We start from the raw sequence: 24,555 nt of genomic DNA, 5'->3' as shown, positions 1-24,555 counted from the left end.
TCGGTCGCGTGGATGTGTGCTCAGGTCGCGACCGACGCCGGGGTCGCGACGCGCTCGAGCAGGTCCGCGAAGCCGGCGGGGTCCTCCTGGAACGGTGCGTGACCGTGCGGGATGCGGACGATCTCGGCACTGCTGCGTACGGCGAGCGACTCCTGGAAGGCAGGCGGGACGACGCCGTCGTTCTCGGTGAGGACGTAGGTCGCGTGCTTCACCCGCCACGCGACGTGGGAGACCTGGTCGCTGAAGGAGGCGAGCGACTGCGGCCGGAACAGGTCGGCGAGCTGCTCGGATGCCTCGCGGGGAACTCCCGGGGGCATGTCCGCGGCGATCATGGCCACGCGCTCCTCCCGGCTGCGGCCCATCGTCAGCTGGTCGTCGGAGATGCCCCACACTCCGGGGAGGGCGCCGCCCATCGAGGTGATGACGCTCTCACCGGCGTCGAGGGCGAAAGCCGCGACGTAGACGATGCGCTCGACCGCGGGATGATCGCCCGCCTCGGTGACGGGCACGCCGCCGTAGGAGTGCCCGACGAGCACGACCGGCCCGCCGGCGCGATCGATCGCGGCGGTGATCGCCGCGGCATCCTGGAGCATGCTCTCGGTGCTCCCCGTCGAGGGCAGATCGAGCGCATCGACCTGCCACCCGCGCTCACGAAGGATCTGCACGAGCGGGTCGAATTCCCACGAGCCCACCCACGCGCCGTGGACGAGGATGATTCGGGGGCGATTGTTCGCGGTCATCGGAAGTTCTCTGCCTTTCGGAGGAGCTGCGCACGAGTTCGCTGTCGCGATGCCCGACGGTGCGCATCTGCTGGATCGACGTCGGTGTCGTTCCCCTAGGGTGCGCGCGCACGCCCGGCTCCGGTATCCGTAGGACTACGTAATCGGCGGCGCCGAGGCGAACATCGCCTCGTACCAGGCCGCGATCTGGGCGCGCGACGAGAAGCCGAGCTTGCCGAGGATGCGCTGCACGTGGGTGTCGACGGTCCGCACCGAGAGCACGAGTTCCGCGGCGATGTCCCGGTTGCTCATCCCGCGGTGGATGCGCATCGCCACTTCGCGCTCCCGCGCGCTGAGCCCGCCAGCGACCGTGGTCTTCGGTTCGAGCGCGAACGCGGACACCTCGTCGGGGTCGAGGTGTCCGCCCGCATCGGCGAGCTTGTCGTGGCGCTGGCGACCGAGCCGCTGCCGGAGTTCAGCGACGCACCGATCGTGATGCGCTGCGAGCTGCGGTCCGTGGACGGTGATCGCCGACCCGATGAGCCGCCAGCGGGCATCGGTCGCTCCCAGGAGGATCGCCGCGCGATCGGCCAGACCGCGCTCTGCGGCGACCCAGCTGAGCACTTCGAGCATGAGGCACTCGCCTACGGGGTCATCGAAGCCGCGATCCGTCACGAGGGCTTCCCGCGCGAACCGCTCGGCGGCATCCAGATCACGCTCGACGAACGCGGCGAGCCCGAGCGACCACAGCGCGTGCGCGCGCATCCAGCTCTCGCCCACGGACTCGGCATACGAGAGCGCGTCCCTGGCGGCACGGTCCGCCCCGGGCTCGCGGAGATGGCTGAGCGCCGTGGTCAGCTGGAACTGGGCGAGGAGCGCCTCTTCGGGATGATCGCACTCCCGAGCGGCACGGATGGATGCCTCGAACTCGCCCACGGCATCCTGCGGCCGACCGGAGAACATCGCATGCGTCCCGCGCCAGCGGTGGATCTCGACGCGCATCGTGGCGGCTCCGTCCGCCGTGAACGAGGCGCCCGGCAACTGGCCGTCCGCCTCGTCGAGTCGCGCCGCCGCTTCGTCGAGATCGCCCTGCAGCAGGCACAGCCAGGCCGCGTTGATGAGAGCGGGAACGCGGTGCGCCGCCGATCCTCCCGGCAGGGTGAGTACGCGCGTCGCCCAGCCGCGTCCCTCGGGGAGGAACCCGCCGACCGCCCAGTGGTAGCGCAGGTCGGAGAACAGGGCGAGGGCGGCGTCGGTGTCGATCGCGGTGGCCATGGTGAGAGCCGACTGCAGCTCGGCCCGGTCCGCGCGCAGTTGCGCGAGGACGGCGGTCTGGCGTGGCCCGTACCAATCGACGCGGGAACTCGCGGCGAGGGCGGCGAAGTGGTCGAGGTGACGGCGGGTCAGCGAGGGCGACCGCCCCTCCTCCTCGGCGCGCTCCCTCCCGTAGCCGCGGATCGTCTCGAGCATCCGGAACCGACCAGTCTCGTGATCCGCCTCGACGACGGACTGCGCGACGAGGTCGTCGAGGGGATCGACGATGGCGTCGATGGTGTACCCGCCGACTGCGGCAGCGGCCCCGAGATCGAACGTGCCGGAGAACACCGCGAGCCCGCACCAGAGCTCGCGCTGTTCGGGCGAGCACAGCTCGTAGCTCCAGTCGACCACCGCACGGAGGGTGCGCTGGCGCCCGACGGTGCTGCGGGAGCCGCCGCGCAGGAGAGTGAACCGGGAGGACAGCCCGCTCGCGAGCTCCGCGATCGAGAGCGTCCGCAGCCGTGTCGCCGCGAGCTCGATCGCGAGCGGCAGCCCGTCGAGGGATCGGCACAGGTCGGCCGCGGCTTCCGCGTCCGCCACCCCGAGTTCGAAGGCGGCGTCGGCGGCACGCGCTCGGGCGACCAGGAGCGACACCGCCTCGGACCGCCCGTCCGAGGGGGCCACCATCGACAGCGGAGGCACCGGGTAGACCAGTTCGCCGTCGAGCTCGAGTGGGCGACGGCTCGTAGCGAGCACCGTGAGCTGCGGGAGAGCGAGCAGCAGTTCGTCGATGAACGACGCGGCGGCATCGATGATCTGCTCGCAGTTGTCGACGACGAGGATCGCGGGCGTGCTGCGGAGCGCGTCGACGATGACTTCGAGCGGATCGCGCGCCGACTGGTCGGCGAGCGGAAGGGCGCGCACCACCGCGAGGGGAAGACGCAGCGGGTCCTGCACGGACTCGAGTGGGACGAACCAGCAGTCGATGCCCTCGCGCTCCGCATAGCTGTTCGCCACGCGCATCGCGAGCCGGGTCTTGCCGGTACCGCCGACGCCCGTCAGCGTGACCAGAGAAGACGCATCGAGGAGAGATTCGAGAGCCTCCAGCTCGCGATGGCGACCGACGAACGCGCTTCGCGGCTCTCTGATCATCACGACTCCAGGCGTCCTCGCCCACCACGGGCGCAGGTGCACTCGGGCGGGTCGATTATCGCAGTGTTTCCGGGGCCCGTTCCGGGTATCAGACGACCGTCGCCGTCTGGCGACACTCGACGGCGGAACGAATGACACACGCAAGTCCATGGGACGTTCGGCCTGCCCCCGTCACGTGTCACGTTGTCGACTGGATCGAGACGGACCGACGATCTGCGGCGATCTCTCGAGCAGACGGCGGATAGCGGGGGGAACGGAACATGACTCATACGGTTGACCGCACGAACGTCGAACATCGTGGCCGTGTCCATCTGCGCACCGGGCTGCTGCGGTCACTCGTGTTCTGGGCGCTGGTCGTCGTCACCGGGTTCAACGCGCTCTCGGCGATCGCCGGGGGGATCGCGGTCTTCGTCACGGACGGCCTGGGAATGCCCATGTCGTTTCTCGCGTCGGGACCGTTCACGTCATTCACATGGCCGGCGGTGATCCTGGCGGTGGTCGTCGGCGGCAGCCAGGTTCTCGCGGGCGGGCTGCTGCTCGCTCGCCGAGAAGCGTCCCTGCTGTGGGCTGCAGTCGCCGGATTCGTCATGCTCATCTGGATCTTCGTGGAGACCATCATGATCGGCGGGGGTTCGTTCCTGCAGGTCCTCTACTTCGCGACAGGAGGGGTTCAGATCATCCTCGTCCTGGCCCTGCTCGGCGTCGTCGCGTGGCTGCCCCGTCAGCCGTTGCGCGCCGCCCCGACCGTACCGTGACATGGTCTCTCCCGACGATCCGATGGTGCCGCCCGCCGGCATGTCAGCAGCGGGTGTGGCAGCCGAGAGCTCAATGAGCCCCAGTGGGCGGCTGCTCACGGTCGCGCTCACGATGCGGCTGGTCCTGTTCGCGGTCTTTCAAGCGATCGTCGCCGTGGTTCTGTTCGCCGGTGGTGTTCCCGAGCCGTGGTCGGCGTCGGCGGCTTGGTGGCCGCTCACCGCAACGGCGACGAGTGTGGTGACGTTCGTCTTCCTGCGGTGGCGGGCCAGGGTGGAGGGCTTCTCGCTGACCGCGTTCTATCGACCGGTGCGCCCAGGGGTTGCGAAAGACGTCCTGCTCGCCCTCGCCGTCGCGTTCGTCGGAGGAGGCATCGCCGTCGGTGCCAGCATCCTTCTGGCACCGATCTTCTTCACCGAGCCGACCACCGCGAATGCGCTCCTGATCCAGCCGTTGCCCACGTGGGCGGCGGTGCTGGCGGTTGCCTTGTTCCCGGTGTCGGTCGCCCTCACCGAACTCCCGCTCTACTTCGGATATGTCCAGCGCAGGCTCGGTGCGCGGACGGGCTCGGCCGCGGCAGCCGTCCTCATCCCGGCGGTGTTCCTCTCCCTCCAGCACGCCACGCTGCCGCTGATCTTCGACCTGTCGTTCATCGGATGGCGGGCATCGATGTTCCTCGGGTTCGCGTTGGTGCTGGCGTGGTCGCTCTGGAAACGACCCCGCCTGATGCCGTACCTGATCGTCGTGCACTTCCTCCTCGACCTGCAGGCGGCCATCTCCATCCTGCAGATCTCCGGATGACGCGCTGACGGCGAGAGAAGATCCGCACCTTCGGGCGGCTGCGCCGCGCCTGGCGGACGGCCGCTCACGGCATCCGGATCGACTCCGTCAGAACGCGTCCGTCGGCGCCGGACGGTCCATCGAACCCGAGCAGCGCGGCGATCGTCGGAGCGATGTCGATGTGACGCGGGTCGTGGGGCGCGGCGTGAGGACGCACACCCGCTCCCGCCAGCACCAGCGGCACCTCCATGACGCGCGTCATGCCGTGGACGCCGGCGGGATCAGCGGGCGCCGCGCCGAGGCTCCATCCCTCCGCCGGCTCGATGATGAGCTCGCCGTAGTTCGGGGACATGTGCATGGCCTGCTGCTCCTGCTTGTCGTAGACGGCAGCGACGTGGGGAAGCGCGGTGACCGCGGCCTCGATCGCCCCGGCAGCCGCGGGGTCGTCCGCGGCGTCGCCCACGAGGTGCAGCGAGCCGACGCCGCCGACGACGATGACCGCGTCCGTTCCGGGCTGCGGTGACTGCCCGGCAGAGAGCATCTCGGCGTCGTATCCCGCCGCGGAGATCGCCGCGAGCAGCTCGTCGCGCATGCCATCGGTGAACGTCTCCATACCGTGGTCTCCGGTCACCACGAACGCGGTGCGACCGTAGATGCCGGCGTCCTTCGTCGCCTGCACCAGCCGCCCGATCTGCACGTCGATGTCGGCCAGGGCGGCCGCCATCCCCTCGGCCTGATCGCCCTCGGCATGCCCGAGCGCGTCCAGCCGATCGCAGTAGACCGCGATCAGGTCGGGCACGCCCGGCGTCTGCACCGCCGTGCCGCTGCTCATCACCGGCTGGCCGCTGATGACGGCGACCGCGTCGTCGGTGCGACGGGCGCAGTCCCCGCCCGGCTGCGTGTAGAGGCCCTCGGGGTCGCCGAAGGTGACCCCGTAGTTCTGCACGATGAACCACTGGGCCGACATCACGGTGCCGCCCTGGTCACGGATCGCCTGGGCGATGGTGGGGACGGCGAGATCGCGCTGCTGACCGCGCGCTGTCCCTGTCGACGCGTCGAACCAGTAGGCGGTGTTGCGGTGCGTCTCGGGCCACGCGCCTGTCGCCACCGACGACCACGACGGATTCGTGATGGAGCTCATGACGCCCGTTGAGACGCTCAGGCTTCCCCGCCCTGCTAGTGCGCTCAGGTTCGGAAGCTCGGCGTCGTCGAGATAGTCGATGTCGAAGCCGTCCAGGGCGATGAACACGACGTGCTCGGCCGGGACGGAGGCGCCGGGTCTGTCACCCGCCTCGGCTGCCGGAGCCGGGTGGCCGCCCGCGGCGGCGGCGGCGGGCGCGGCGACGCCGAGCGTCACGGCGACGAGGCCGGCGGCGGCAAGGGCGGACAGGCGGCGGATCTGCTTCGAAGGTCGCATCGTCAACTCTCTCTCACGGTTCACACGGGTGCACCCGGGGCCTTGCCCCGGCCCTCCCGACGCTGGCCGTGCCGTCGGATGCGAGCAACACTTCGGCGATGTCGTGCAAGGAATCGGCCATCGGGTCAGCGCACGTGCGTGATTCCGCAAGGTGGTGGCGGCAGAGGCCGACGCGACGCGGCGCCGTCGCACGGTCCGCATCGCCGGTTTCTTGCGCCACCGTCCCCGCGGATGTCGATCCCTCGCATTTCGCGCGACGGCGCTCGGTGCCGTCGGCCGCCGGCCGGTTGGGTACTGGTCAGGACGCCCGACGACCGGAGGAGCGAGGATGACGGACCAGACGAACAGCAGCGGGCACGGCGAGACGGCTCTCAGCCGGCGCGGATTCCTCGGGCTCTCGGCGATCGGGCTCGGGGTCGGGCTGGGCGGCGCGGCCTGGGGGCCGTGGCCGGGCGCCGCGGTGGGGGCGCCACGCGCGGCGGATGCGGGCGAGCTCCGCTTCGTCGTGCTCACCGACACCCATGCGAACGACGAGGAGATCGTGCGGCTGGACAACCTGCGGCGTGTCTTCGCCGCCGTCGAGGCCGAGCAGCCCCAGTTCGTGCTGCACTGCGGCGACATCACGGACTACGGCAGCGACGCCGAGTTCGGCGCCTATCGCGACGCCATTCCGCCGGGTCTGTGGGACCGGCTGCGTCACGCGCCGGGCAACCATGAGATCCGCTGGGATACGAGCGCCCGCGAGCGCTTCCAGCGGTGGTTCGGTCCGACCAGCTACAGCTTCGATGCCGGCGGTGTGCACTTCGTCGCCCTGGATCCGACGCAGGCGCTGCAGGAGCCCGGACTGTTCGGCGATGATCTCGCTGCCTTGCGGGATGATCTGAGCGCCGCTCGCGGCATCCCTTCCGTGATGTTCCTGCACTACCCGATCGCCGGCCGCAACTACTTCGTGAACGACACCGACGAGCTGCTGCGCACCATCGCGCCGTTCGATGTGCGCGGCATCTTCGCGGGGCACATCCATCGCAGCGAGATCGACCGATTCAACGGGCTCACGCAGGTCGCCTCGGTGGCCACGCGCAGCGGACCCTTCTACCTGCGCGTCACGGCGCGCGATTCGCCGCAGGGCCGGGTGCTGGCCGTCGAGCAGGTGTCGCTGGGCGCGACGGATGCCGACGCCCCGACGGTCGCCCCGCTCACCGAGATCCCGCTCGAGGCGCCGCCCGGCGGTGCGGAGCCGATCCGCTCCGGAGTGCGTGTGCGCGAGGGCGCGATCGACCTCACGGCCGTCGCCGGGCGTGACGCGGTCGCCGTCGACGTGCGCGTGCACCCTCAGTCCGTCTTCGGCACCGTCGACGACGGGGTGTGGACCGCGCTCGCGGCGCGAGGCTCGTCGTGGCACGGGTCGCTGGATGCGAGCATGCTGGCTCCGGGCGCACATCGCGTGCAGCTGCGCGCCACCGACGGCGCAGGGGTGCGCCGCCACGACACCGTCCAGGTCGCCATCGATCGGCCCAGCGGTGCCCGAGCGGCCTGGGAGCTCGCCGTCGGCGGACAGCTCCAGGGTGCGCTTGCGGCCTTCGGCGGAACGGTCGTCGCCGGGTCGACCTCCGGACGGGTCGTGGCTGTGGACGTGGCCGGAGCTTCTGCGCACCGACGACGCTGGACGCGCGACCTCGGACCGATGCATCGGGGTGCGGCGTTCACGACCGACGGCAGCCTCGTCTGCCTGCCCGGCGCCGACCACCGACTCACGGCCCTGGATGCACGGACCGGCGCCGTCCAGTGGACGAGCACCTTCGACAAGCCCGTGATGTCCACGCCGGCCGTGGTGCGGTCCACCGCTTCCGGTGCCGATCGCGTCCTCGTCGCAGCCGAGGACCGGCTGCGGTGCCTCGATGTGACAGGGGCGACGCTGTGGGAAGCGGACGTGCCGGTGCGCACGGCGGGGCGGGCCGCGTCGGATGGAGTGCGGGTGTACGTCGGCGCGGGCGACGGGCGCGGGTACGCGTACGACCTCGCGACGGGAGCGCAGCTGTGGTCGTTCCTCACCAATGAACGGCCCGACGCCTATCGTCAGCTCATCTACGGGCCGTGGGACGACTGGGTGGAGGTGCTGCCGGGAGGTGCGGTGCTCTTCAGCACGGTCACCGACGCCATCGCGGTCGACCCCGCGACCGGGGCGGAGTTGTGGCGGGTGCCGGGTAGCCACATGTTCGCGCCGGCCCTGACGCTCGGCGACGGCAGCCTCCTGCTCACCACCGAGTGGGGTGTGGTGTCGGTGGTCGATCCCGCGTCGGGCGGCACGCGGTGGAGCGCTCAGGCGGTGCCGAGGGTGGTCAACGCCGGGCCGGTCATCGATCCCCGCACCGGCACGATGTGGCTCGTCTCGGTCGGCGGGCTGCTGGCTGCGATCGACCCCGTGAAGGCAGCAGTGGTGGTCGATCGGCAGCTGTTCACTGCGAACACCTTCTCGACCCCGGTCATCGTCGGCGGACAGCTCGTGGTCGCGGCGCAGGATGGGGTGCTGCGCGGGCTGACGATCTGAGGTCGTCCCGGCCGGCCACCGCTGGACGCTGTCACGCGGCGGTCACCGGGCGGATGCGAGCTCCCGCGCGCGCCCGGCCCGCTTCAGCGAGTGCAGTGCCACCGCGACATCGGCGTGCTGGAGCCCGGGCAGGCCGCCGATCGTGTCGGAGATGAAGCCGTACAGGGCCGCGTCCGACGCGATGGCGACCTCGCCGCACAGGTTCCGATCACCGGTGGTCGCGGCGATCATGAGCGTGGCAGGATGCTCCGCCAGCAGCTCGCCCGCTCGGCTCAGCTGCGTCGGGTTCACGCTCAGGGCGACGAACGCGTTCACCGGCAGCCCGATGCGCTCGGGCTCGACGACGGCCCGCATCCGCAGCGCGCCCGAGGCCATCATCGACTCGGCCCGCCGTCGCACCGTCACCGGGCTCGCCTCGCACACCTCACCGAGCCGCTGCCATCCCACCCGGCCGTCCTCCGACAACGCGGCCGCGATGCGTTCGTCGAGGGCGTCCGTCTTGACGCGTCGATCCGGAAGGGGATCGGTCCACGGGTCGAGGCGCTGAGATCGCAGCTGCTGAACGATGTCGGCGGGCAGCAGCTCCGGCAGCCAGCTGTGCGGGGTCGCGAACCGCCGGATGACCTGATTGCTCCACACGGCCATCACGCCGTCGAGCGCCGGGAGCTGCTCGAGGGTGAGCGCCAGGAGGTGATCGTTGGAGGTGTAGCTGATCTCGGCGATGCAGTCCACGCTGCCGGTGACGAGCTTCACGGACCCGCACTCCGGCCACGTCGCGAGGCGCTGCGCGGAGCGGTGCGCCGACCCCGGGCGGCAGCGCAGCCGCACGAACAATGAGCGCGACCGCCCCGTCGCCTCGCCGTCGAGCACACCGGTGACGCGCACGGTGCCATCCCGCACGAGACGGGCTACGCGTCGGGACACCGTGGCCTCGGAGGTGAAGACGGCCTCGCTGATCTGCGCATTGCTCGCGCGAGGGCAGGCGAGGAGCGCGCCGGTGATGCGTCGGTCGAGATCGTCCACGATGTGCACCTTACGTTTCAGAGGTAGCGTCTGTAGGGGTGCTTTCTTGCATTCTGTCACTGCATCTCATCGACATTGCTCGTTCGGCGGAAAGATCGCACCATCGGCGCAGCATGGACACGGCGCCTCGCCCCATTCCGGCGCTCGTCGCCAAGACAAGAGGAGTGATGCACATGACCCGGATCCGAGCACAACGGCTCGCAGCTCCGCTCGCGGTGGTGGCAGCGTTCGGCCTCCTGGCCGGCTGCTCCGCCGGCACAGATGACACCGGCTCCGAGGGGGACGGCGGCAGCGTGGTCTTCTGGACGCCCCAGGCGACCCCCGAGCGCCTCGCCGCTCAGGAGGCGGTCGCCGCCGCATTCACGGAGGAGACCGGAATCGAGGTCGAGGTCGTGCCCATGGCCGCCGCCGATCAGGACCAGGCGCTCGTCACCGGATCGGCGACCGGTGACGTCCCCGACGTCATCCTGCATTCGTCGAGCCAGACCGGCGCGTGGACGTCGCAGGGTCTGCTGGATGCGGAGGCGGCCGCCGCCACGGTCGACGCGCTCGGCGTGGAGACTTTCAACGAGCACGCGATCGAGGCCGTGACGATCGACGATCAGATCGCCGCCGTCCCCAGCGACGGCTGGACGCACCTCATCGCCTACCGCAGCGACCTGCTGGAGCAGGCGGGCGTCGATGTCCCGACGAATGTCGAGGAGCTCGCGGATGCCGCGACCGCCGTCAAGGAGAATCTCGGGATCACCGGCCTCGCGTTCGGCACGCAGGCCGGCACCGCCTCGGCGACCGAGGGCATCCAGTCGATCTTCCAGAGCGCCGGGTGCGAGCTGGTCGTCGACGGCGAGGTGACGATCGACTCGGATGCGTGCACCGACGCGGCCGAGCAGTTCCTGAGGCTGCGTGACTCCTCGGTGGCCGGCGATTTCGATGTCACCAGCGCTCGCGCCGCGTACATGAACGGCGATGCCGCGATGCTGCTGTTCTCCACGCACATCCTGGACGAGCTGGCGGGCCTCGACGAGGCGACGCCGGCGACGTGCCCGGAGTGCGCGGATCAGCCGACGTTCCTCGCCGACAACACCGAGTTCGTGACCGTGCTCGGTGAGGACGACCCGGCGCAGTACGGTGCCATCCTTGGCTACGGGATCCCCGCGGGTGCCGATACCGACGCCGCGCAGCAGTACATCGAGTACGTGATGAGCACCGGCTACGTCGACACGCTCGCCGTCGCGACGGAAGGCCGCATCCCGCTGCGCAACGGCTCCGCAGACGACCCGACGGAGTTCATCGAGGCGTGGGGCGGACTGGGCATCGGCCCGGGGCAGGAGATGACATCCGTCGAGCTGTACGGTGAGGAGTTCGTGGGCGAGATCCGCGACGGCATCAATTCCGTCTACCTGTGGGGCATGGGAACGCCTGACGCGACCCTCGCCGGCCTGGTGTCCAGCCAGGGCGTGCTGTCCGGACAGATCGAGCAGCTCTACAACGGGGTGCCCGCCGCCGAGGTGACAGCAGCCATGAAGGCGGCCGTCGAGGAGGTACAGGCGGGCTTGTGAGTACCGGAGCCATCCGCCACCGCTGGGGGCGGCCACGCAGCCGCTCCCAGCGGGACAACCGCAACGGCCTGCTCCTGACCGCTCCGACCTTCGTCGTCATCCTCCTCGCTTCGATCCTGCCGCTGGCGCTGGTCGTGGTCTTCGCCTTCAGCGAGATCCGCCTCGTCGACATCCCGAAGCTGGGCACGGAGCCGATCGAATGGTCTCTCGAGAACTTCCAGCGTGCGCTGGGCAATCCGGCCTTCTGGCGGGCGCTGGGAACGACGGTGCTCTACGCCTCGCTCACCATGATCGGGTCGGTGGGGCTGGGCCTCGTGCTGGCACTGGCGCTGCGGCGGCCGTTCCGCGGTCGCGGGCTGGTGCGGGCGCTCGTGCTCGTGCCCTACGTCCTGCCCGTGATCGCCGCGGTCACGATCTGGCAGACGATGCTCAACCCGCAGTACGGCGTGGTCAACGCATTCGGCCGCGAGGTCCTCGGGTGGGAGAGTTCCATCGGGTTCCTGAACACCTCCACGACCGAGATATGGGGCATCCCGATCCCGTTGTCGCTCCTGGTGGTCGTGGCGTTCGAGATCTGGACCTCCGCCCCGCTGTCCTTCCTGTTCATCACGGCACGGCTGCAGGGCGTCTCGCCCAGTATCGAGGAGGCCGCGGCGCTGGACGGGGCGAACGGAATCCAGATCACCGGTCGCATCGTGTTGCCGCAGCTGAAGGGGGTCATCCTGCTGCTCTGCCTGCTCCGGTTCATCTGGACCTTTCAGAGCTTCAGCGAGATCTACCTCCTCACCGAAGGTGCGGGCGGCACGCAGGTCATGGCGCTCAAGGTCTACACCGAGCTCGTCACCCGAGCCGACATCGGCAGCGCAGCCGCGTACGGCCTGCTGATGTCGGTCGTGCTCATCTCGTTGCTGGCCGTCTACGTGGCGCTCTCGCGCAGAAAGGTCGACCTCGAATGACCCGCCGCCGATCCCCGATGGCGCCGCATCCCCTGGCCAATGCAGGTCGCGTCGCGATCATCGCGCTCGCTCTGATCTTCGCGCTCGGTCCCGTCCTGTACGGCGTCGTGCTGTCGGTGCGCCCCTTCTCGTCGATCGTCCAGGCGCCGCTGGACCTGATCCCGACGCTGGACGAGCTCGACTTCTCGGGGTACACGACCGCGATGCTCGATCCGGCCCAGGGCGGCTTCGGGCTCGGGCGATTCGTGATCAACTCGCTCCTGGTCGCCGCGGGCACCGTCGTGCTGGCGATCCTGGTGTCGATCCTCGGCGCATACGCCGCAGCGCGGCTGCGCTATCGCGGTCGTGGCGCCGTGAACGGGATCATCCTCGGCGTCTACCTCTTCCCGGGGATCGTCCTGTCGGTGCCGCTGTTCGTCCTCCTCGCGAAGGCGGGACTGACCGGTTCGCTCATCGGGCTGTTCCTCGTCTACGTCGCCGCCACCGTCCCGGTGGCGATCTACATGCTGCGCAACTACTTCCAGGCCCTGCCCGAGAGCGTCGAGGAAGCGGCGATCGTCGACGGCGCCTCGCTGCCGCAGATGCTCCGCAGCGTCGTGCTCCCGATCGCGCTGCCGGGCGTGGTGGCGACCGCCATCTACGTGTTCATGATCGCGTGGAACGAGTACTTCTACGCGCTGCTGTTCCTGGTCCAGGACCGTGACCTCTGGACGGCGCCCCTGGGCATCTCGCAGCTGGCCGATTTCAACGTGCCGGTGACGGTGCTGCTGGCCGGCTCCCTCGCCGTCACCGCCCCGGTCATCGTGCTGTTCTTCGTCGCCCAGCGCTATCTGGTCGAGGGCCTGACGGCGGGAGCGGAGAAATGACGCGGGCCCAGCGCATCGTGGTGATCGGCGCGGGAGGGCGAGGTCGTGACGCCTACGGGCGGTGGATCGTCGAGCACCCGGAGCGGGCGCACCTGATCGCCGTGTCCGACGTGTCCGCCCCCCGCAGGGAGGCGCTCGCTGCGGAGGCCGGCGGCGCGGCCCAGTACGGCGACTGGCGGGACGTCGTGGCCGACCTGCACGCGCTCCGTGCCGACGGCGTGGTCATCGCCGTCCCGGATGCCCTGCACGTCGACGTCGCCATCGCGGTGGCGGATGCGGGCGTGCCGTTCCTGCTCGAGAAGCCGGCGGCGCCGAGCCTGCCCGAGCTCGAGCGGCTGGCCCGGCACGCCGCCGTGGCGTCATCGCGGCTGGCTGTCGGTCACGTGCTGCGGTTCACACCGTTCTGGCGCACCGTCAAACGCATCGTGGACTCCGGCGCGATCGGCCGGCCGATGACGTTGGAGGTGCGCGAGAACATCGGCTTCTGGCACTTCGCGCACTCGTACGTGCGCGGCAACTGGCGCAGCGCCGAGCACGCCGGCGCGATGGTGCTGACCAAGACCTCTCACGACCTCGACCTCATCCGCTGGATCGCGGGCGCTCCGCCCGAGAGCGTGTACAGCATCGGCGAGCTGTCGTGGTTCCGCGAAGAGAACGCTCCGCCCGGTGCCCCGCGCTTCTGCCTCGACGGATGCCCTGTCGCCGACAGCTGCCCGTTCTTCGCACCGCGGTACTACGTCGACGCGCTCGCCGAGGTCTCGGGGCACCCCGTCCATCTGCTCGGCGCCGACACGTCACCGTCCGGTCGCCTGGCGGCTCTGCGCACCGGCGATTACGGTCGCTGCGTGTACCGCAGCGACAACGACGTGGCCGATCACCAGCAGACGACAATGATGTTCCCCGGAGGGCTGACCGCAACGCTCACCGCGTCCGCGTTCACCGCGGAGAACACGCGCAACGTCGCGATCACCGGCTCCGCGGGCCAGCTGACGGGCCACATGGAGAGCGGTGAAGTCGTCGTCGACCTGTTCTCGCCGACCGCCACGCTTCCGGACGATCTTTCTCCGGCCGCGCACGAACTGCAGCTCAAGCCGCCGATGGGCCACGAACGACACACGCTGCGCGTCGTCATGCCCAATGCCGATCTCGGCGACCACGCGGGTCACGCCGGTGGTGACGCGGGGCTCATGGCGGAGTTCGTCGACGCCCTCGGCGCCGGAACCGTCGGCGAGGGTGAGCTCTCGTTCGCGACCGCGCTCGACAGCCACCTCATGGCTTTCGCCGCCGAGGAATCCCGCCTCACGGGGCGTCCGATCGACTTCGCCGCATGGTCGTCGAGCCTCAGTCTCCTTCAGAACGCAGAAGGAGACCTTTCGTCATGACCGAGCCGCACTTCGCAGCGTCCCTGCGGAGGCTGATCGAGCGAGTGGGCGGCGACGCGTCGCGCGTGCAGGTCGCGCTGCTGCCGGTGGGGGAGACGGATGCCGCGGCCGCCGCCTCCTTCGAGGCGCACGACGGCGTCCTCACCCTGCGCGGAACCGACCTCGTCGCGACGGCGAGCGCGTTCGCCCGCTATCTGCAATCGCACGGACAGCGCATCACATGGGAGTCTCCCGCGATCGCACCCGCGTGGACGGTGTGGCCCGACTCGCCCGAGACGGCGCAGACGACGGGGTTCGGCATCCGCTATCACTTGAACGTCGTGACACACGGCTACTCGACCGCGTACTGGGACTGGCCCCGCTGGGAGCGCGAGCTGGACTGGATGGCGCTGCACGGCGTCACCCACCCGCTCGTGCTCACGGCGTACGAGGTCGTCCTCTGCGAGGCGCTGCGGCGGTCGGGGGTGGACGCCGACGAGGCGCGCGCGTGGGTCGGCGGTGCCGCATCCATCCCGTGGATGTCGATGGGGGGCATGCACGATTTCGGAGGCCCCCTGCCGGCGATGTGGGCGGAGCGCCGTGTGGAACTCGCCCGGCGCATTCTCGTCCGCGTCGGTGAGCTGGGGATGACGCCCGTGCTGCCGGTCACGGGTGGGCATGTGCCGTCGTCGCTCGCCGGTGCGGATGCCGCCGAGATCCAGTGGCAGGGGTGGCGGACGCCGGTGCTCGAGCCCGGCTCTGCGGCCTACGCGCGGTTCGTGCGCACGTTCCTCGAGGCGCAGCGCGACCTGCTCGGCGACCCGGGCGCGCAGCCGTGGTTCGCCGTCGATCCGTACATCGAATCTCTGCCGCCCTCCGGAGAGCTGGACGAGCTGGCCCGGAGCGGCGCAGGGGTGCACGGGGCGCTGGCGTCGGTCCATCCTCAGGCGACGTGGCTGCTGCAGGGGTGGCCGTTCCACTACCACCGCGGATTCTGGTCGCCGGAGCGGATCGCGGCGTATCTGTCCGGCGTCCCCCGGGACCGGCTCGTGCTCATCGATCTCTGGGGCGAGCATGCCCCGATGTGGCGCGACGGCATGCACGGACGACGTTGGATCTGGACAGCCGTCCACAACTTCGGCGGGCGCTTCGCGCTCTTCGGGGATGTGCGCGGCCTGGTCGGCGACGTCGCGGAGCTGGCCGCGCTGCGGCCCGACGGACTGGAAGGCGTGGGTCTGGCTCCCGAGGCGATCGAGAACAACACGGTGTTCTACGAGGCGGCAGCCGATGCCGTCTGGCGTCCGATCGACGTCGACGAGTGGATCCCGGCGTTCGCGACGCAGCGGTACGGCGTCGACGACCCCGCGGCCCGGGAAGCCTGGCGGCTCCTCGCCGCGACGCTGTACGCTCCTGGCCGGACCCGCTCGATACCCTCGCCGGTGATCGCGCGCCCGTGGACGGAATCCGCGCCGTTCGCGACGCAGCGCCTGGCCGGAGAGGCGCTTCCCGCCGAGCCGACGCGCATGTCGGCCAACATCGATGCCGAGAACGACCCCGCCGTGCTCGGAGACCTGCCCGACATCGCGCATGCCGCGAGGCTGCTCATCGGGCTGGATGACCGCGCGGTCCACCGCGACGCACTCGAACGCGATGTCGTCGAGCTGACCGGGCACATCCTGGCGCAGCAGCTGAGACAGCACATCCGGGGCGTGCTCGCCGGGTACGCGGCCCGTGACGCTCATGCCCTGCGCGCGCACGCCGACCGGCTGCAGGGGGATCTGATCGCCCTCGACGACCTCGTCGCCACCCGCCCGGAGTCCCGCGTGTCGACCTGGATCGCCGCGGCCCGCTCGTGGGGCGACAGCTCCCGCGAAGCCGACATCATGGAGCGCGACGCACGCAGCCTGGTGTCGGTGTGGGGCCACCAGTCGAGCGGCCTGCACGACTACTCCGGCCGCCACTGGTCAGGTCTCGTGCGAGACCTGTATCTGCCGCGCTGGGCGGCGTGGACCGACTGGCTCGCCGACGCCGTCGAGGGCGGAACTCCGCCCGACGACACGGTGCTGCAGCGGCAGATCGTGCGGATCGAGGAGTCATGGCGCACCACGACCGGCAGTGAGGACGAGTCCTCGGCCGCCCCGCTCGCGATCGCGGCGGCGACGCTGGACCGGCTCGGCGTCTGAGCGCGGTGGGCGGGGTTTCACATGCACTGTCGCCGACAGCTGAGAAGGCCCGCGAGTTCGGCATGATCACGAGAAGGCCGGGACTTCCTTCATTTGCGCGAGTTCGCCGGGCGGCACTCCCTGTCAGTTCAAACCCCATGCCTCTCTGGGTGGGGTCCCCGTCCCCGGCTCGGCTCACCGAGCCCTAGGTGGCGCGACGGACTCGCGCCACACGACCTTCTGCAGGGCGTCGTCCTGCGTGGGCGGCTCAGTTCCACGGATGGCGGCGAGAAGGCGCTGCATCGAGTGGGCGCCGAGGCGCTGGCGATCCTGGAACACGGTCGTGAGCGAGGGGATGAAGTGGGCGCTCATGGTGAGATCGTCCCAGCCGGTCACGCTCACATCCCCGGGAACCGTCCACCCGCGTGTGATCGCGCCGCGGATTGCTCCGGCGGCGAGGACGTCGTTGGCTGCGATGACCGCCAGCGGCGGTGTGTCGTCGGGAAGCGCCTGAACACACTCGTTCGCCGTCGCGCCGCTCCAGTTCCCGCCGACGACCCCGAGAGATTCGACGCCGAGTCGATCGACCGTCGCAAGGTACGCGTCTCGGCGTGCCACCGCGGCCGGGTAGTCGGGCGGTCCTGCGATGTGCAGGAACCTGCGGTGCCCCATCTCCGCGAGTCTCTCCATCATCTCGGCGACGGGGCGGGCATCGCTGAAGGCGCCGGTGGCGTGCATGTTCTCATCGAATTCGGAGAGCGAGAGAAGAACCGGCGCCGATTCCGTCGAGGTCTGGCGCGGCGCTCGCATCGGAGTGAATGAGAGGATGCCCTCGTACTCGCCTGACTCGACGACAGAGGCGAGGTCGTCCGCGCGCTCCTCGGGTGAGGACGACAGGCTGATCACCTCGACGACGTAGCCGGCGTCGCGGGCCGTCGATGCAGCCCCCTCGAGGACCGGGAACAGGTTCAGGCCGGAGACGGGGATGACGACCGCCAGCCGTCCTGTCCGCTGGGTCCGCATGGAACGCGCGGCCAGGTTCGGGCGGTAGTTGAGCTCCGCGGCCGCCGCGAGCACGCGCTCCCGCGTCGCGGCCGAGATGCCGCTGCGTCCCGTGAAGACGAACGACACCGTCGACTGCGAGACGCCCGCGTGACGGGCGACATCGTGACTGGTCGGGCGTCTGCCCATGCCTTCATACCCCATCTCCGACATCCTGCCCGGAAAAAGTACTTGACCGTGCGGACGTGTCCTCCATACTATCTACTACGTCTTAGTAATACGTAGTAAGAACTTGCGAGGAAGCAATGCTCAGAATCGGAATCATCGGCACCGGCAGTATCGCGAGCGCCCACATCAGTGGGTATCTGGCGTTCCCCGGGCAGTGCGAGATCGTCGCGCTCGCCGATGTCATGCCGGGCAAGGCGGCCGCGAAAGCGGAGGTGTTCGGCCTGACGGGCGCGGTCGGCTATGACGACCCGCTGCGGATGATCGCGGAGGCACGCCTCGACCTCGTGAGCATTGCGACGCCGCCCTCGTCGCATGCGCAGCTCTCGATCGCCGCGCTGGACGGGGGCGTGAACGTCCTCGTGGAGAAGCCGATGGCCCCCTCCCTCGAGGAGTGCGATGCGATGCTCGCCGCGCAGGAGCGTTCGGGCAAGGTGCTGTCCGTCGTCGCGCAGAATCGCTTCCGCGACGACCTCGCGACCCTCAAGAGCGTCGTCGATTCGGGGCTCCTCGGCTCGATCTCTCACGTGCGCGTGGACTCCGCCTGGTGGCGCGGCCTGCCGTACTACGACCTGTGGTGGCGCGGCACATGGGAGAAGGAAGGCGGAGGCAGCACCCTCAACCACGCCATTCACCACATCGACCTGCTCCTCTGGCTCCTGGGCAGCCCGACTGAGATCACGGCGATGCTCGCGAACGCGCAGCACGACAACAGCGAAGTCGAGGATCTCTCGGTGGCGGTGTTCCGATACGGGCGGGGCCTGGCGCAGCTGACGAGCTCGGTGGTGCATCACGGCGAAGAGCAGGAGATCGTCATCCAGGGCGAGAACGCCCGCGTCTCGCAGCCGTGGAAGGTCGTCGCCGATCGAGCCGACGGCGGAGGATTCCCGGCGAAGGGCGGTGATCCCGAGCTCGTCGCGGCCATCGAGGCCGTCGTCGCGGAGCGCGAGCCGCTGCGCCACCGCGGACACGAGGGCCAGATCGGCGACATGCTCGCCGCCATCCGCTACGGCAGTGCGCCGATCGCGGACGGGAGGGATGGCCGCAACGCGATCGAGGTCGTCACGGCGATCTACAAGGCGGGCATCGAGCGCACGTTCGTGTCGCTGCCTCTCAAGGCGGACGACCCCTACTACCGAGCGGGTCAGCTCGTCGCGCATGCGCCGCACTTCTCCGAGAAGCAGACCTCCCTTGTCGAGGCGGGCGCGTCATGAGCGCCTCGTCGTTTCCGGGCGGCACATCGCTGTCACACCTCGACATCTACGCGGATGCCGCCGCCGACGGCGTGTGCGGTGGAAGTCCGCACATGCACCTGGTCTCGACCGAGGCCTACGTCGTCGTCGAGGGGCGCGGCGCACTGCAGACGATCGACGGCGAGGGCTTCCACGAGACCGAGCTCGAAGCGGGATCGGTCGTGTGGTTCACGCCCGGCACGATCCACCGAGCCGTGAACCGCGGAGGGCTCAAGGTCATTGTGCTGATGAGCAACGCGGGCCTGCCCGAGGCCGGCGACGCGGTGATGACCTTCCCCGCCGACGTCGTGGCCGACCCCGACGCGTACGCGGCGGCCGCGTCGCTCGGGGAGGCGGAGAGTCGTGCGGAGCGCGCACCACGACGTCGCGATCTCGCGGTGGCGGGGTTCGGGGCCCTGCGCGACGCTGTCACCGCCGGTGATCGCGGGCCACTCGAGGACTTCTACGCGGCGGCCGGCGCACTCGTCGCGCGCCGCGCCTCCGCGTGGGGGCAGCTCGTGCGCGAGCGTCCGCTCGCCCAGGCCGAGCGGTCGTTCGCGCTCACGGAGGCGATCGCGCGCGGCGATGTCGCACACCTGCGCGATGCGCGGGTTCACGAGGCGCCTGCCCCCGCCGCCGACCGCGGCTACGGCATGTGCGGCCGTATCCGCGCCTACGACGTCACCGATCTTCAGGAGAGTCCCCGATGAACCACCCGTACACGTTCGATCCCCTCCCGCAGCCGGTCGTCGCGCCCGGTGAGTTCGTCTTCGCGGCCGTCGGCCTCGACCATGGGCACATCTTCGGCATGACCGACGGCCTCATCGCCGCCGGGGCGGTGGTGAAGTGGGTGTTCGATGAAGACGCAGACCGGGTCGCGAGGTTCACCGAGCGGTACCCGACTGCCCGCGTCGCATCGTCGGAGCAGGAGGTGCTCGATGATCCCGAGGTTCGCCTCATCGCGACAGCGGCCATCGCCTCGGAGCGTGCGCCGATCGGACTTCGCGCGATCGAGGCGGGCAAGGACGCCTTCGTCGACAAGGCGCCGCTGACCACGTTCGCTCAGCTCGAGGCCGTCCGTGAGGCCACGGCGCGCACCGGTCGCAAGTACGCGGTCTACTACGGCGAGCGCGTGCACTCCGAGGCTGCGATCCTCGCCGGCCAGCTCGTCGAGCGGGGCGCGATCGGCACGGTCCTGCAGGTCGTGTGCTTCGGCCCGCACCGCATCGGCGGTGGTCGGCCGGACTGGTTCTACGATCCCGAACAGTACGGCGGCATCCTCTGCGACATCGGCAGCCACAACTTCGAGCAGATGCTCTTCTACACCGGCGCGACCGACGGACGCGTGTCGACCTCGACGGTCGCGAACTACGCCCACTCCGACACCCCGGGGCTGCAGGACTTCGGCGATGCGCACGTCGTGCTCGACAACGGCACGACCGGCTACGTCCGCGTCGACTGGTTCACCCCCGACGGTCTGGGCGTGTTCGGCGACGGGCGCACGCTGCTGCTGGGGACCGACGGCTACATCGAGCTGCGCAAGTACATCGACATCACGACCGACAACGGCGGCGGCCAGGTCATCCTCGTCAACCAGGAAGGCCAGTACCGCTTCAATGCGAACGGCATGACCGGATTCCCCTACTTCGGGCAGCTCATCCGCGACTGCATCGACCGGACCGAGACCGCCATGACCCAGGCCCACGCACTCAAGGCCGCAGAGCTCAGCCTCCAGGCGCAGGGCGAAGCGCTCGTGCTCGCCCCGTAACAGTCCATTTGAACCACGACGATGTGGAGTTCTCATGACACAGTCCCTTGACCGACCCCTGTCGCTGGTGGGCGATCCGCCGCCGGCCAACGAGACACGGGTGATCACGACCGCACCGGCGAAGCGACGGCGCTTCCGAGGGGACCCCACGCCTCGCGCGAAGCAGTCCTGGCGTCGTGCTCTCGCCCGCGACTGGCGGCTCTACACCTTCCTCATCGCACCGCTGATCTTCCTGCTGGTCTTCAAATACGTCCCGATGCTGGGCAACATCATCGCCTTCCGTCGATTCCGGCCCGGAGGGTCGATCTTCGGAGACGAATGGGTGGGGTTCTATTACTTCGAGACGTTCATCTCGAACCAGCAGTTCTGGACGGTGTTCTGGAACACCGTGATCCTCGGAGCGCTCACGCTGCTGATCACGTTCCCGCTGCCGATCATCCTGGCTCTCATGCTCAACGAGCTGCGGTCGCGGCGCTTCAAGCGCATCGCGCAGACGATCTCCTACCTGCCGCACTTCATGTCGGTCGTCATCGTCGCGGGGCTCGTGCTCCAGCTGACGGCACTCAACGGAACCGTGAACCAAGTGGTCGAGGCCCTCGGCGCCGACCCCGTGCCGTTCATGCAGAGGCCCGAGTGGTTCCGTGCGATCTACGTGTCCTCCGAGGTCTGGCAGACCGTCGGCTGGGGCACGATCCTCTACCTCGCGGCGCTCACGACGATCGACGACCAGCTCTACGAGGCGGCGCGGATCGACGGCGCCAACCGGTGGCAGCAGACCTGGCACATCACGCTGCCCGGCATCCAGCCGACGATGATGGTGCTCCTCATCCTGAACATCGGCACGTTCATGTCCGTCGGATTCGAGAAGGTGCTGTTGCTGCAGAACCCGCTCATCTACTCCACGGCAGACGTCATCGCGACCTACCTGTACCGCGTCGGCATCCAGTCGGCCCAGTTCTCCTACGGCACCGCCATCGGGCTCTTCGAGGCTCTCATCGGCCTGGTGCTCGTGCTTGGCGCGAACGCCCTCTCCCGTCGAATGGTTGGAACCTCGCTATGGTGACCGAATCCCTGCCCCAGAAGCCGGACATCGCCCATGTCCGAAAGGAGACCGGAGTCATCCGGGACTCGCGCGGGACCCAGGTGTTCCGTGCCGTCAACGTGATCTGCCTGCTGCTGGTCTGCGCCGTCACGCTGTACCCGTTCGTCAACCTGATCGCGAAGGCGTTCTCTTCCGAGGGCTACATCGCCGCCGGTGAGGTCAACCTCATCCCGCGCGGGTTCAACCTCGACACCTTCCGCGTCGTGCTGAGCGATCAGCTGTTCTGGACGAACTACGCGAACACGTTCCTCTACACGATCGTCGGGACGATCATCGCCATGGCGATGACGACGACGTATGCGTACGCGCTCAGCAAGCCGTATCTCAAGGGGCGCGCATTCTTCATCGGCATCGCCGTCTTCACGATGTTCTTCGGCGGCGGGCTGATCCCGAACTACATCCTCATCGCCAACTACCTCGGCTGGCGCAACAGCATCTGGGCCATCGTCGTGCCGGGTGCCCTGAGCGTCTTCAACCTGCTCGTCATGAAGTCGTTCTTCGAGAACTTTCCGACGGATCTCGAAGAGGCGGCAGCGATCGACGGGCTGTCGACGTACGGCATCTTCTTCCGCATCGTGCTGCCGCTGTCCAAGGCGGTCATCGCGACGATGACCCTCTTCTATGCGGTGAGCCTCTGGAACTCGTGGTTCAGCGCGTTCCTCTTCATGGACGACAAGACGCAGTTCCCCGTGACGGTCTACCTGCGCAACCTCATCGCCGCGGCGACGGGAACGCAGGAGGCGACCGGCGGCGAAGCCGTCCAGATCGCGTCCAACATCCAGGCCGTGACGATGCTGCTCACGGTGCTTCCGATCATCTGCCTCTACCCCTTCATCCAGCGCTACTTCGTCTCGGGCGTGATGCTCGGGTCCGTCAAGGGCTGATGATGCGCCGCTCTCGTATCCCATCCCCGCCGAACGAAGACGTTCAAGAACAGGAGACAATCATGACCATCACCCGCAAGGCACTCGCGGGCTTCGCAGGCCTCGCCGTCTGCGCGGTCGCGCTCGCCGCGTGCTCGAACAGCCCGACCGACGAGGCCGTCGCGAATGACGGCGGAGCAACCATCGACGAGGCCCACTCTGTGGGGGCCATGGAGGACTTCGGCGTCGACGTCACCTTCCAGGCGACCGAGCCCGTCGATTTCTCGCTCATGTACCGCGACCATCCGAACTATCCGGTCAAGGACGACTGGTCGGTCTTCCAGCACCTCGCGGAGGACCAGAACGTCACCTTCTCGCGCACCGACATCCCGATGGCCGACTACGACCAGAAAAAGGCCCTGCTCATCGGCAGCGGCGAGGCGACCGACATCATCTCGTCGAGCTACGCGGGCAGCGAGACCCAGTTCGTGTCGGGCGGCGCGCTGCTGCCCGTCTCGGACTACTTCGACTACCTCCCGAACTTCTCGCAGAAGATCGAGGACTGGGGGCTCGAGGAAGATCTCGACAACCGCCGGCAGGCGGACGGGAAGATCTACCACCTCCCCGGCCTGCGCGAGGCGCCGGACGTGCAGTACTCCGTCGTGATCCGCGAGGACCTGTGGGAGAAGGCCGGGATCACCGAGGACCCGGCGACGTGGGACGAGTATCTCGAGCAGCTCGAGCAGGTCAAGGAGGCCAATCCCGAGATCGACTACGCGATGTCGGACCGCTGGACCGACTCGCAGCCCCTGGGCTCACTGCTCAACGTCATGGCCCCGAACTACGGCATCGCTGCCGGATGGGGGTATGCGAACACCTGGTACGACGAGGAGGCCGGGGAGTACGTCTTCACGGGGGCGACCGACGAGTACAAGGAGGTCGTCTCCTACGCCGCGGATCTGGTGGCGGCCGGGGTGCTCGACCCAGAGATCACGCAGAGCGACGACCAGGCGGTTCAGAAGTTCGTCTCCGGACGGTCGGCCGCCATCTCGGGGAACACGCAGGCCCTCGCCGAATACCGGACGAAGCTCGCGGACGCGGGCAATGGTGATGTGCAGATCCGCCTGATCTCGATTCCCGGGGGACCCGCTGGTTCCAACATGGCGAGCGGGCGCTTCACCTCGGGTCTCCTCATCGGCAGCGACGCGGCCGAGAAGCCGTACTTCAAGGCGCTGCTGCAGTTCATCGACTGGCTCTACTACTCCGACGAGGGACTCGAGTTCGCCCAGTGGGGCGTCGAGGGCGAGACCTTCACCCGTGAGGCGGATGGCACACGCACGCTCAACGAGGACATCGCCTGGAGCTCGATCAACGCGGGCGCACCGAAGCTGCTCAATGCCGACTTCGGCTACAGCAACGGCGTCTTCCTGCTCGCCAACGGGTCTTCCCGCGACCTCGTGATCTCGATGATGACCGACGAGATCGCGGCCTGGACCGAGGATCAGCTCGACGCGAAGGAACAGCTGCCGACCGCACCCGCTCCGCTTCTGAACGAGATCGAACTCGAGCAGACCTCGCTCCTGCAGACGCAGCTGACTGACGCGGTGCAGTCGGCGACCGCGTCGTTCATCACGGGTCAGCGATCCATCGACGACTGGGACGCGTACGTCAGCGAGATGGAGAGCCTCGGCGCGAGCCAGCTCATCGACACGATCAACACCGCGCTCGAGCGCGGCCGGAGCGAATCCACCGAGTGAGGCCCGGCGGGCCGGCTGCCTCACGCCGCCGGCCCGCCGGCCCGCCGTCCCGG

At 69.2% G+C, this 24,555-nt stretch carries 19 protein-coding genes; 14 read left to right on the top strand and 5 right to left on the bottom strand.

Annotated features, from left to right (window positions below):
- Positions 1-20 precede the first annotated feature (20 nt).
- Entirely contained in the window at positions 21-740 is a 720-nt protein-coding gene (locus ACI3KX_RS14170; protein WP_404910140.1) for an alpha/beta hydrolase, read from the bottom strand.
- Positions 741-875: 135 nt separating this feature from the next.
- Complete coding sequence (locus ACI3KX_RS14165; RefSeq protein WP_404910156.1) at positions 876-3,128, bottom strand: ATP-binding protein; 2,253 nt, start codon at positions 3,126-3,128, stop codon at positions 876-878.
- Positions 3,129-3,388: 260 nt separating this feature from the next.
- On the opposite strand from ACI3KX_RS14165, the gene ACI3KX_RS14160 reads away from it, so the two are divergent.
- Positions 3,389-3,883 carry a hypothetical protein gene (locus ACI3KX_RS14160; RefSeq protein ID WP_404910139.1) on the top strand — a complete coding sequence of 165 codons (495 nt, stop codon included), beginning with the start codon at positions 3,389-3,391 and terminating at the stop codon, positions 3,881-3,883.
- A gap of 1 nt (position 3,884) precedes the next feature.
- Positions 3,885-4,682 carry a type II CAAX prenyl endopeptidase Rce1 family protein gene (locus tag ACI3KX_RS14155; RefSeq protein WP_404910138.1) on the top strand — a complete coding sequence of 266 codons (798 nt, stop codon included), beginning with the start codon at positions 3,885-3,887 and terminating at the stop codon, positions 4,680-4,682.
- A 64-nt stretch (positions 4,683-4,746) separates the two neighbouring features.
- Here the strand turns inward: ACI3KX_RS14155 and ACI3KX_RS14150 are convergent, their stop codons facing one another.
- The gene (locus ACI3KX_RS14150) at positions 4,747-6,078 is read right to left on the bottom strand and encodes an alkaline phosphatase family protein (RefSeq protein WP_404910137.1); all 1,332 of its coding nucleotides are present in this window, start codon (positions 6,076-6,078) and stop codon (positions 4,747-4,749) included.
- A gap of 328 nt (positions 6,079-6,406) precedes the next feature.
- Here ACI3KX_RS14150 and ACI3KX_RS14145 point away from each other — a divergent pair, with 328 nt between their 5' ends.
- Positions 6,407-8,626 carry a PQQ-binding-like beta-propeller repeat protein gene (locus ACI3KX_RS14145; RefSeq protein ID WP_404910136.1) on the top strand — a complete coding sequence of 740 codons (2,220 nt, stop codon included), beginning with the start codon at positions 6,407-6,409 and terminating at the stop codon, positions 8,624-8,626.
- 42 nt (positions 8,627-8,668) lie between these two features.
- On the opposite strand, the gene ACI3KX_RS14140 is transcribed toward ACI3KX_RS14145, so the two are convergent.
- Positions 8,669-9,649: an Lrp/AsnC family transcriptional regulator gene (locus ACI3KX_RS14140; protein WP_363356606.1), complete on the bottom strand. Its 981-nt coding sequence runs from the start codon at positions 9,647-9,649 to the stop codon at positions 8,669-8,671.
- Positions 9,650-9,822: 173 nt separating this feature from the next.
- Between ACI3KX_RS14140 and ACI3KX_RS14135 the strand changes: the two genes are divergently transcribed.
- The 5 genes from ACI3KX_RS14135 to ACI3KX_RS14115 are packed head-to-tail and all read left to right on the top strand — an operon-like array spanning position 9,823 to position 16,574.
- Positions 9,823-11,208 carry an extracellular solute-binding protein gene (locus tag ACI3KX_RS14135; RefSeq protein WP_363356607.1) on the top strand — a complete coding sequence of 462 codons (1,386 nt, stop codon included), beginning with the start codon at positions 9,823-9,825 and terminating at the stop codon, positions 11,206-11,208.
- A complete protein-coding gene (locus ACI3KX_RS14130; RefSeq protein WP_404910135.1) occupies positions 11,205-12,164 on the top strand; it encodes a carbohydrate ABC transporter permease in 960 nt (319 codons plus the stop codon). The genes ACI3KX_RS14135 and ACI3KX_RS14130 overlap by 4 nt, the downstream gene beginning before the upstream one ends.
- Before the next feature lie 17 nt (positions 12,165-12,181).
- Positions 12,182-13,030, top strand: a complete 849-nt coding sequence (locus ACI3KX_RS14125; protein ID WP_363356609.1) for a carbohydrate ABC transporter permease — start codon at positions 12,182-12,184, stop codon at positions 13,028-13,030.
- Entirely contained in the window at positions 13,027-14,412 is a 1,386-nt protein-coding gene (locus ACI3KX_RS14120) for a Gfo/Idh/MocA family protein (RefSeq protein ID WP_404910134.1), read from the top strand. The genes ACI3KX_RS14125 and ACI3KX_RS14120 overlap by 4 nt, the downstream gene beginning before the upstream one ends.
- Positions 14,409-16,574: an alpha-N-acetylglucosaminidase TIM-barrel domain-containing protein gene (locus ACI3KX_RS14115; protein ID WP_404910133.1), complete on the top strand. Its 2,166-nt coding sequence runs from the start codon at positions 14,409-14,411 to the stop codon at positions 16,572-16,574. Before ACI3KX_RS14120 ends, ACI3KX_RS14115 begins: the two co-directional genes overlap by 4 nt.
- A gap of 174 nt (positions 16,575-16,748) precedes the next feature.
- Here the strand turns inward: ACI3KX_RS14115 and ACI3KX_RS14110 are convergent, their stop codons facing one another.
- Positions 16,749-17,759 carry a LacI family DNA-binding transcriptional regulator gene (locus ACI3KX_RS14110; protein ID WP_404910132.1) on the bottom strand — a complete coding sequence of 337 codons (1,011 nt, stop codon included), beginning with the start codon at positions 17,757-17,759 and terminating at the stop codon, positions 16,749-16,751.
- 101 nt (positions 17,760-17,860) lie between these two features.
- Between ACI3KX_RS14110 and ACI3KX_RS14105 the strand changes: the two genes are divergently transcribed.
- From ACI3KX_RS14105 to ACI3KX_RS14080, 6 genes are all read left to right on the top strand, one after another.
- Positions 17,861-18,994: a Gfo/Idh/MocA family protein gene (locus ACI3KX_RS14105; RefSeq protein ID WP_404910131.1), complete on the top strand. Its 1,134-nt coding sequence runs from the start codon at positions 17,861-17,863 to the stop codon at positions 18,992-18,994.
- A complete protein-coding gene (locus ACI3KX_RS14100) occupies positions 18,991-19,722 on the top strand; it encodes a cupin domain-containing protein (protein WP_404910130.1) in 732 nt (243 codons plus the stop codon). The genes ACI3KX_RS14105 and ACI3KX_RS14100 overlap by 4 nt, the downstream gene beginning before the upstream one ends.
- Positions 19,719-20,780 carry a Gfo/Idh/MocA family oxidoreductase gene (locus ACI3KX_RS14095; protein WP_363356620.1) on the top strand — a complete coding sequence of 354 codons (1,062 nt, stop codon included), beginning with the start codon at positions 19,719-19,721 and terminating at the stop codon, positions 20,778-20,780. The genes ACI3KX_RS14100 and ACI3KX_RS14095 overlap by 4 nt, the downstream gene beginning before the upstream one ends.
- A gap of 34 nt (positions 20,781-20,814) precedes the next feature.
- Positions 20,815-21,843 (top strand): ABC transporter permease subunit, encoded by a 1,029-nt coding sequence (locus tag ACI3KX_RS14090; protein WP_349426125.1) that lies wholly within the window; start codon positions 20,815-20,817, stop codon positions 21,841-21,843.
- Positions 21,837-22,766, top strand: a complete 930-nt coding sequence (locus ACI3KX_RS14085) for a carbohydrate ABC transporter permease (protein WP_363356621.1) — start codon at positions 21,837-21,839, stop codon at positions 22,764-22,766. Before ACI3KX_RS14090 ends, ACI3KX_RS14085 begins: the two co-directional genes overlap by 7 nt.
- 62 nt (positions 22,767-22,828) lie before the next feature.
- Positions 22,829-24,502, top strand: a complete 1,674-nt coding sequence (locus tag ACI3KX_RS14080; RefSeq protein ID WP_404910129.1) for an extracellular solute-binding protein — start codon at positions 22,829-22,831, stop codon at positions 24,500-24,502.
- Positions 24,503-24,555 lie beyond the last annotated feature (53 nt).

The sequence above is a fragment of the Microbacterium sp. ZW CA_36 genome, from assembly GCF_044987475.1.
Classification (GTDB): Bacteria; Actinomycetota; Actinomycetes; order Actinomycetales; family Microbacteriaceae; genus Microbacterium.
The sequence above is the reverse complement of the archived record's forward strand: the minus strand, read 5'-3'. Positions and strand labels throughout refer to the sequence as shown.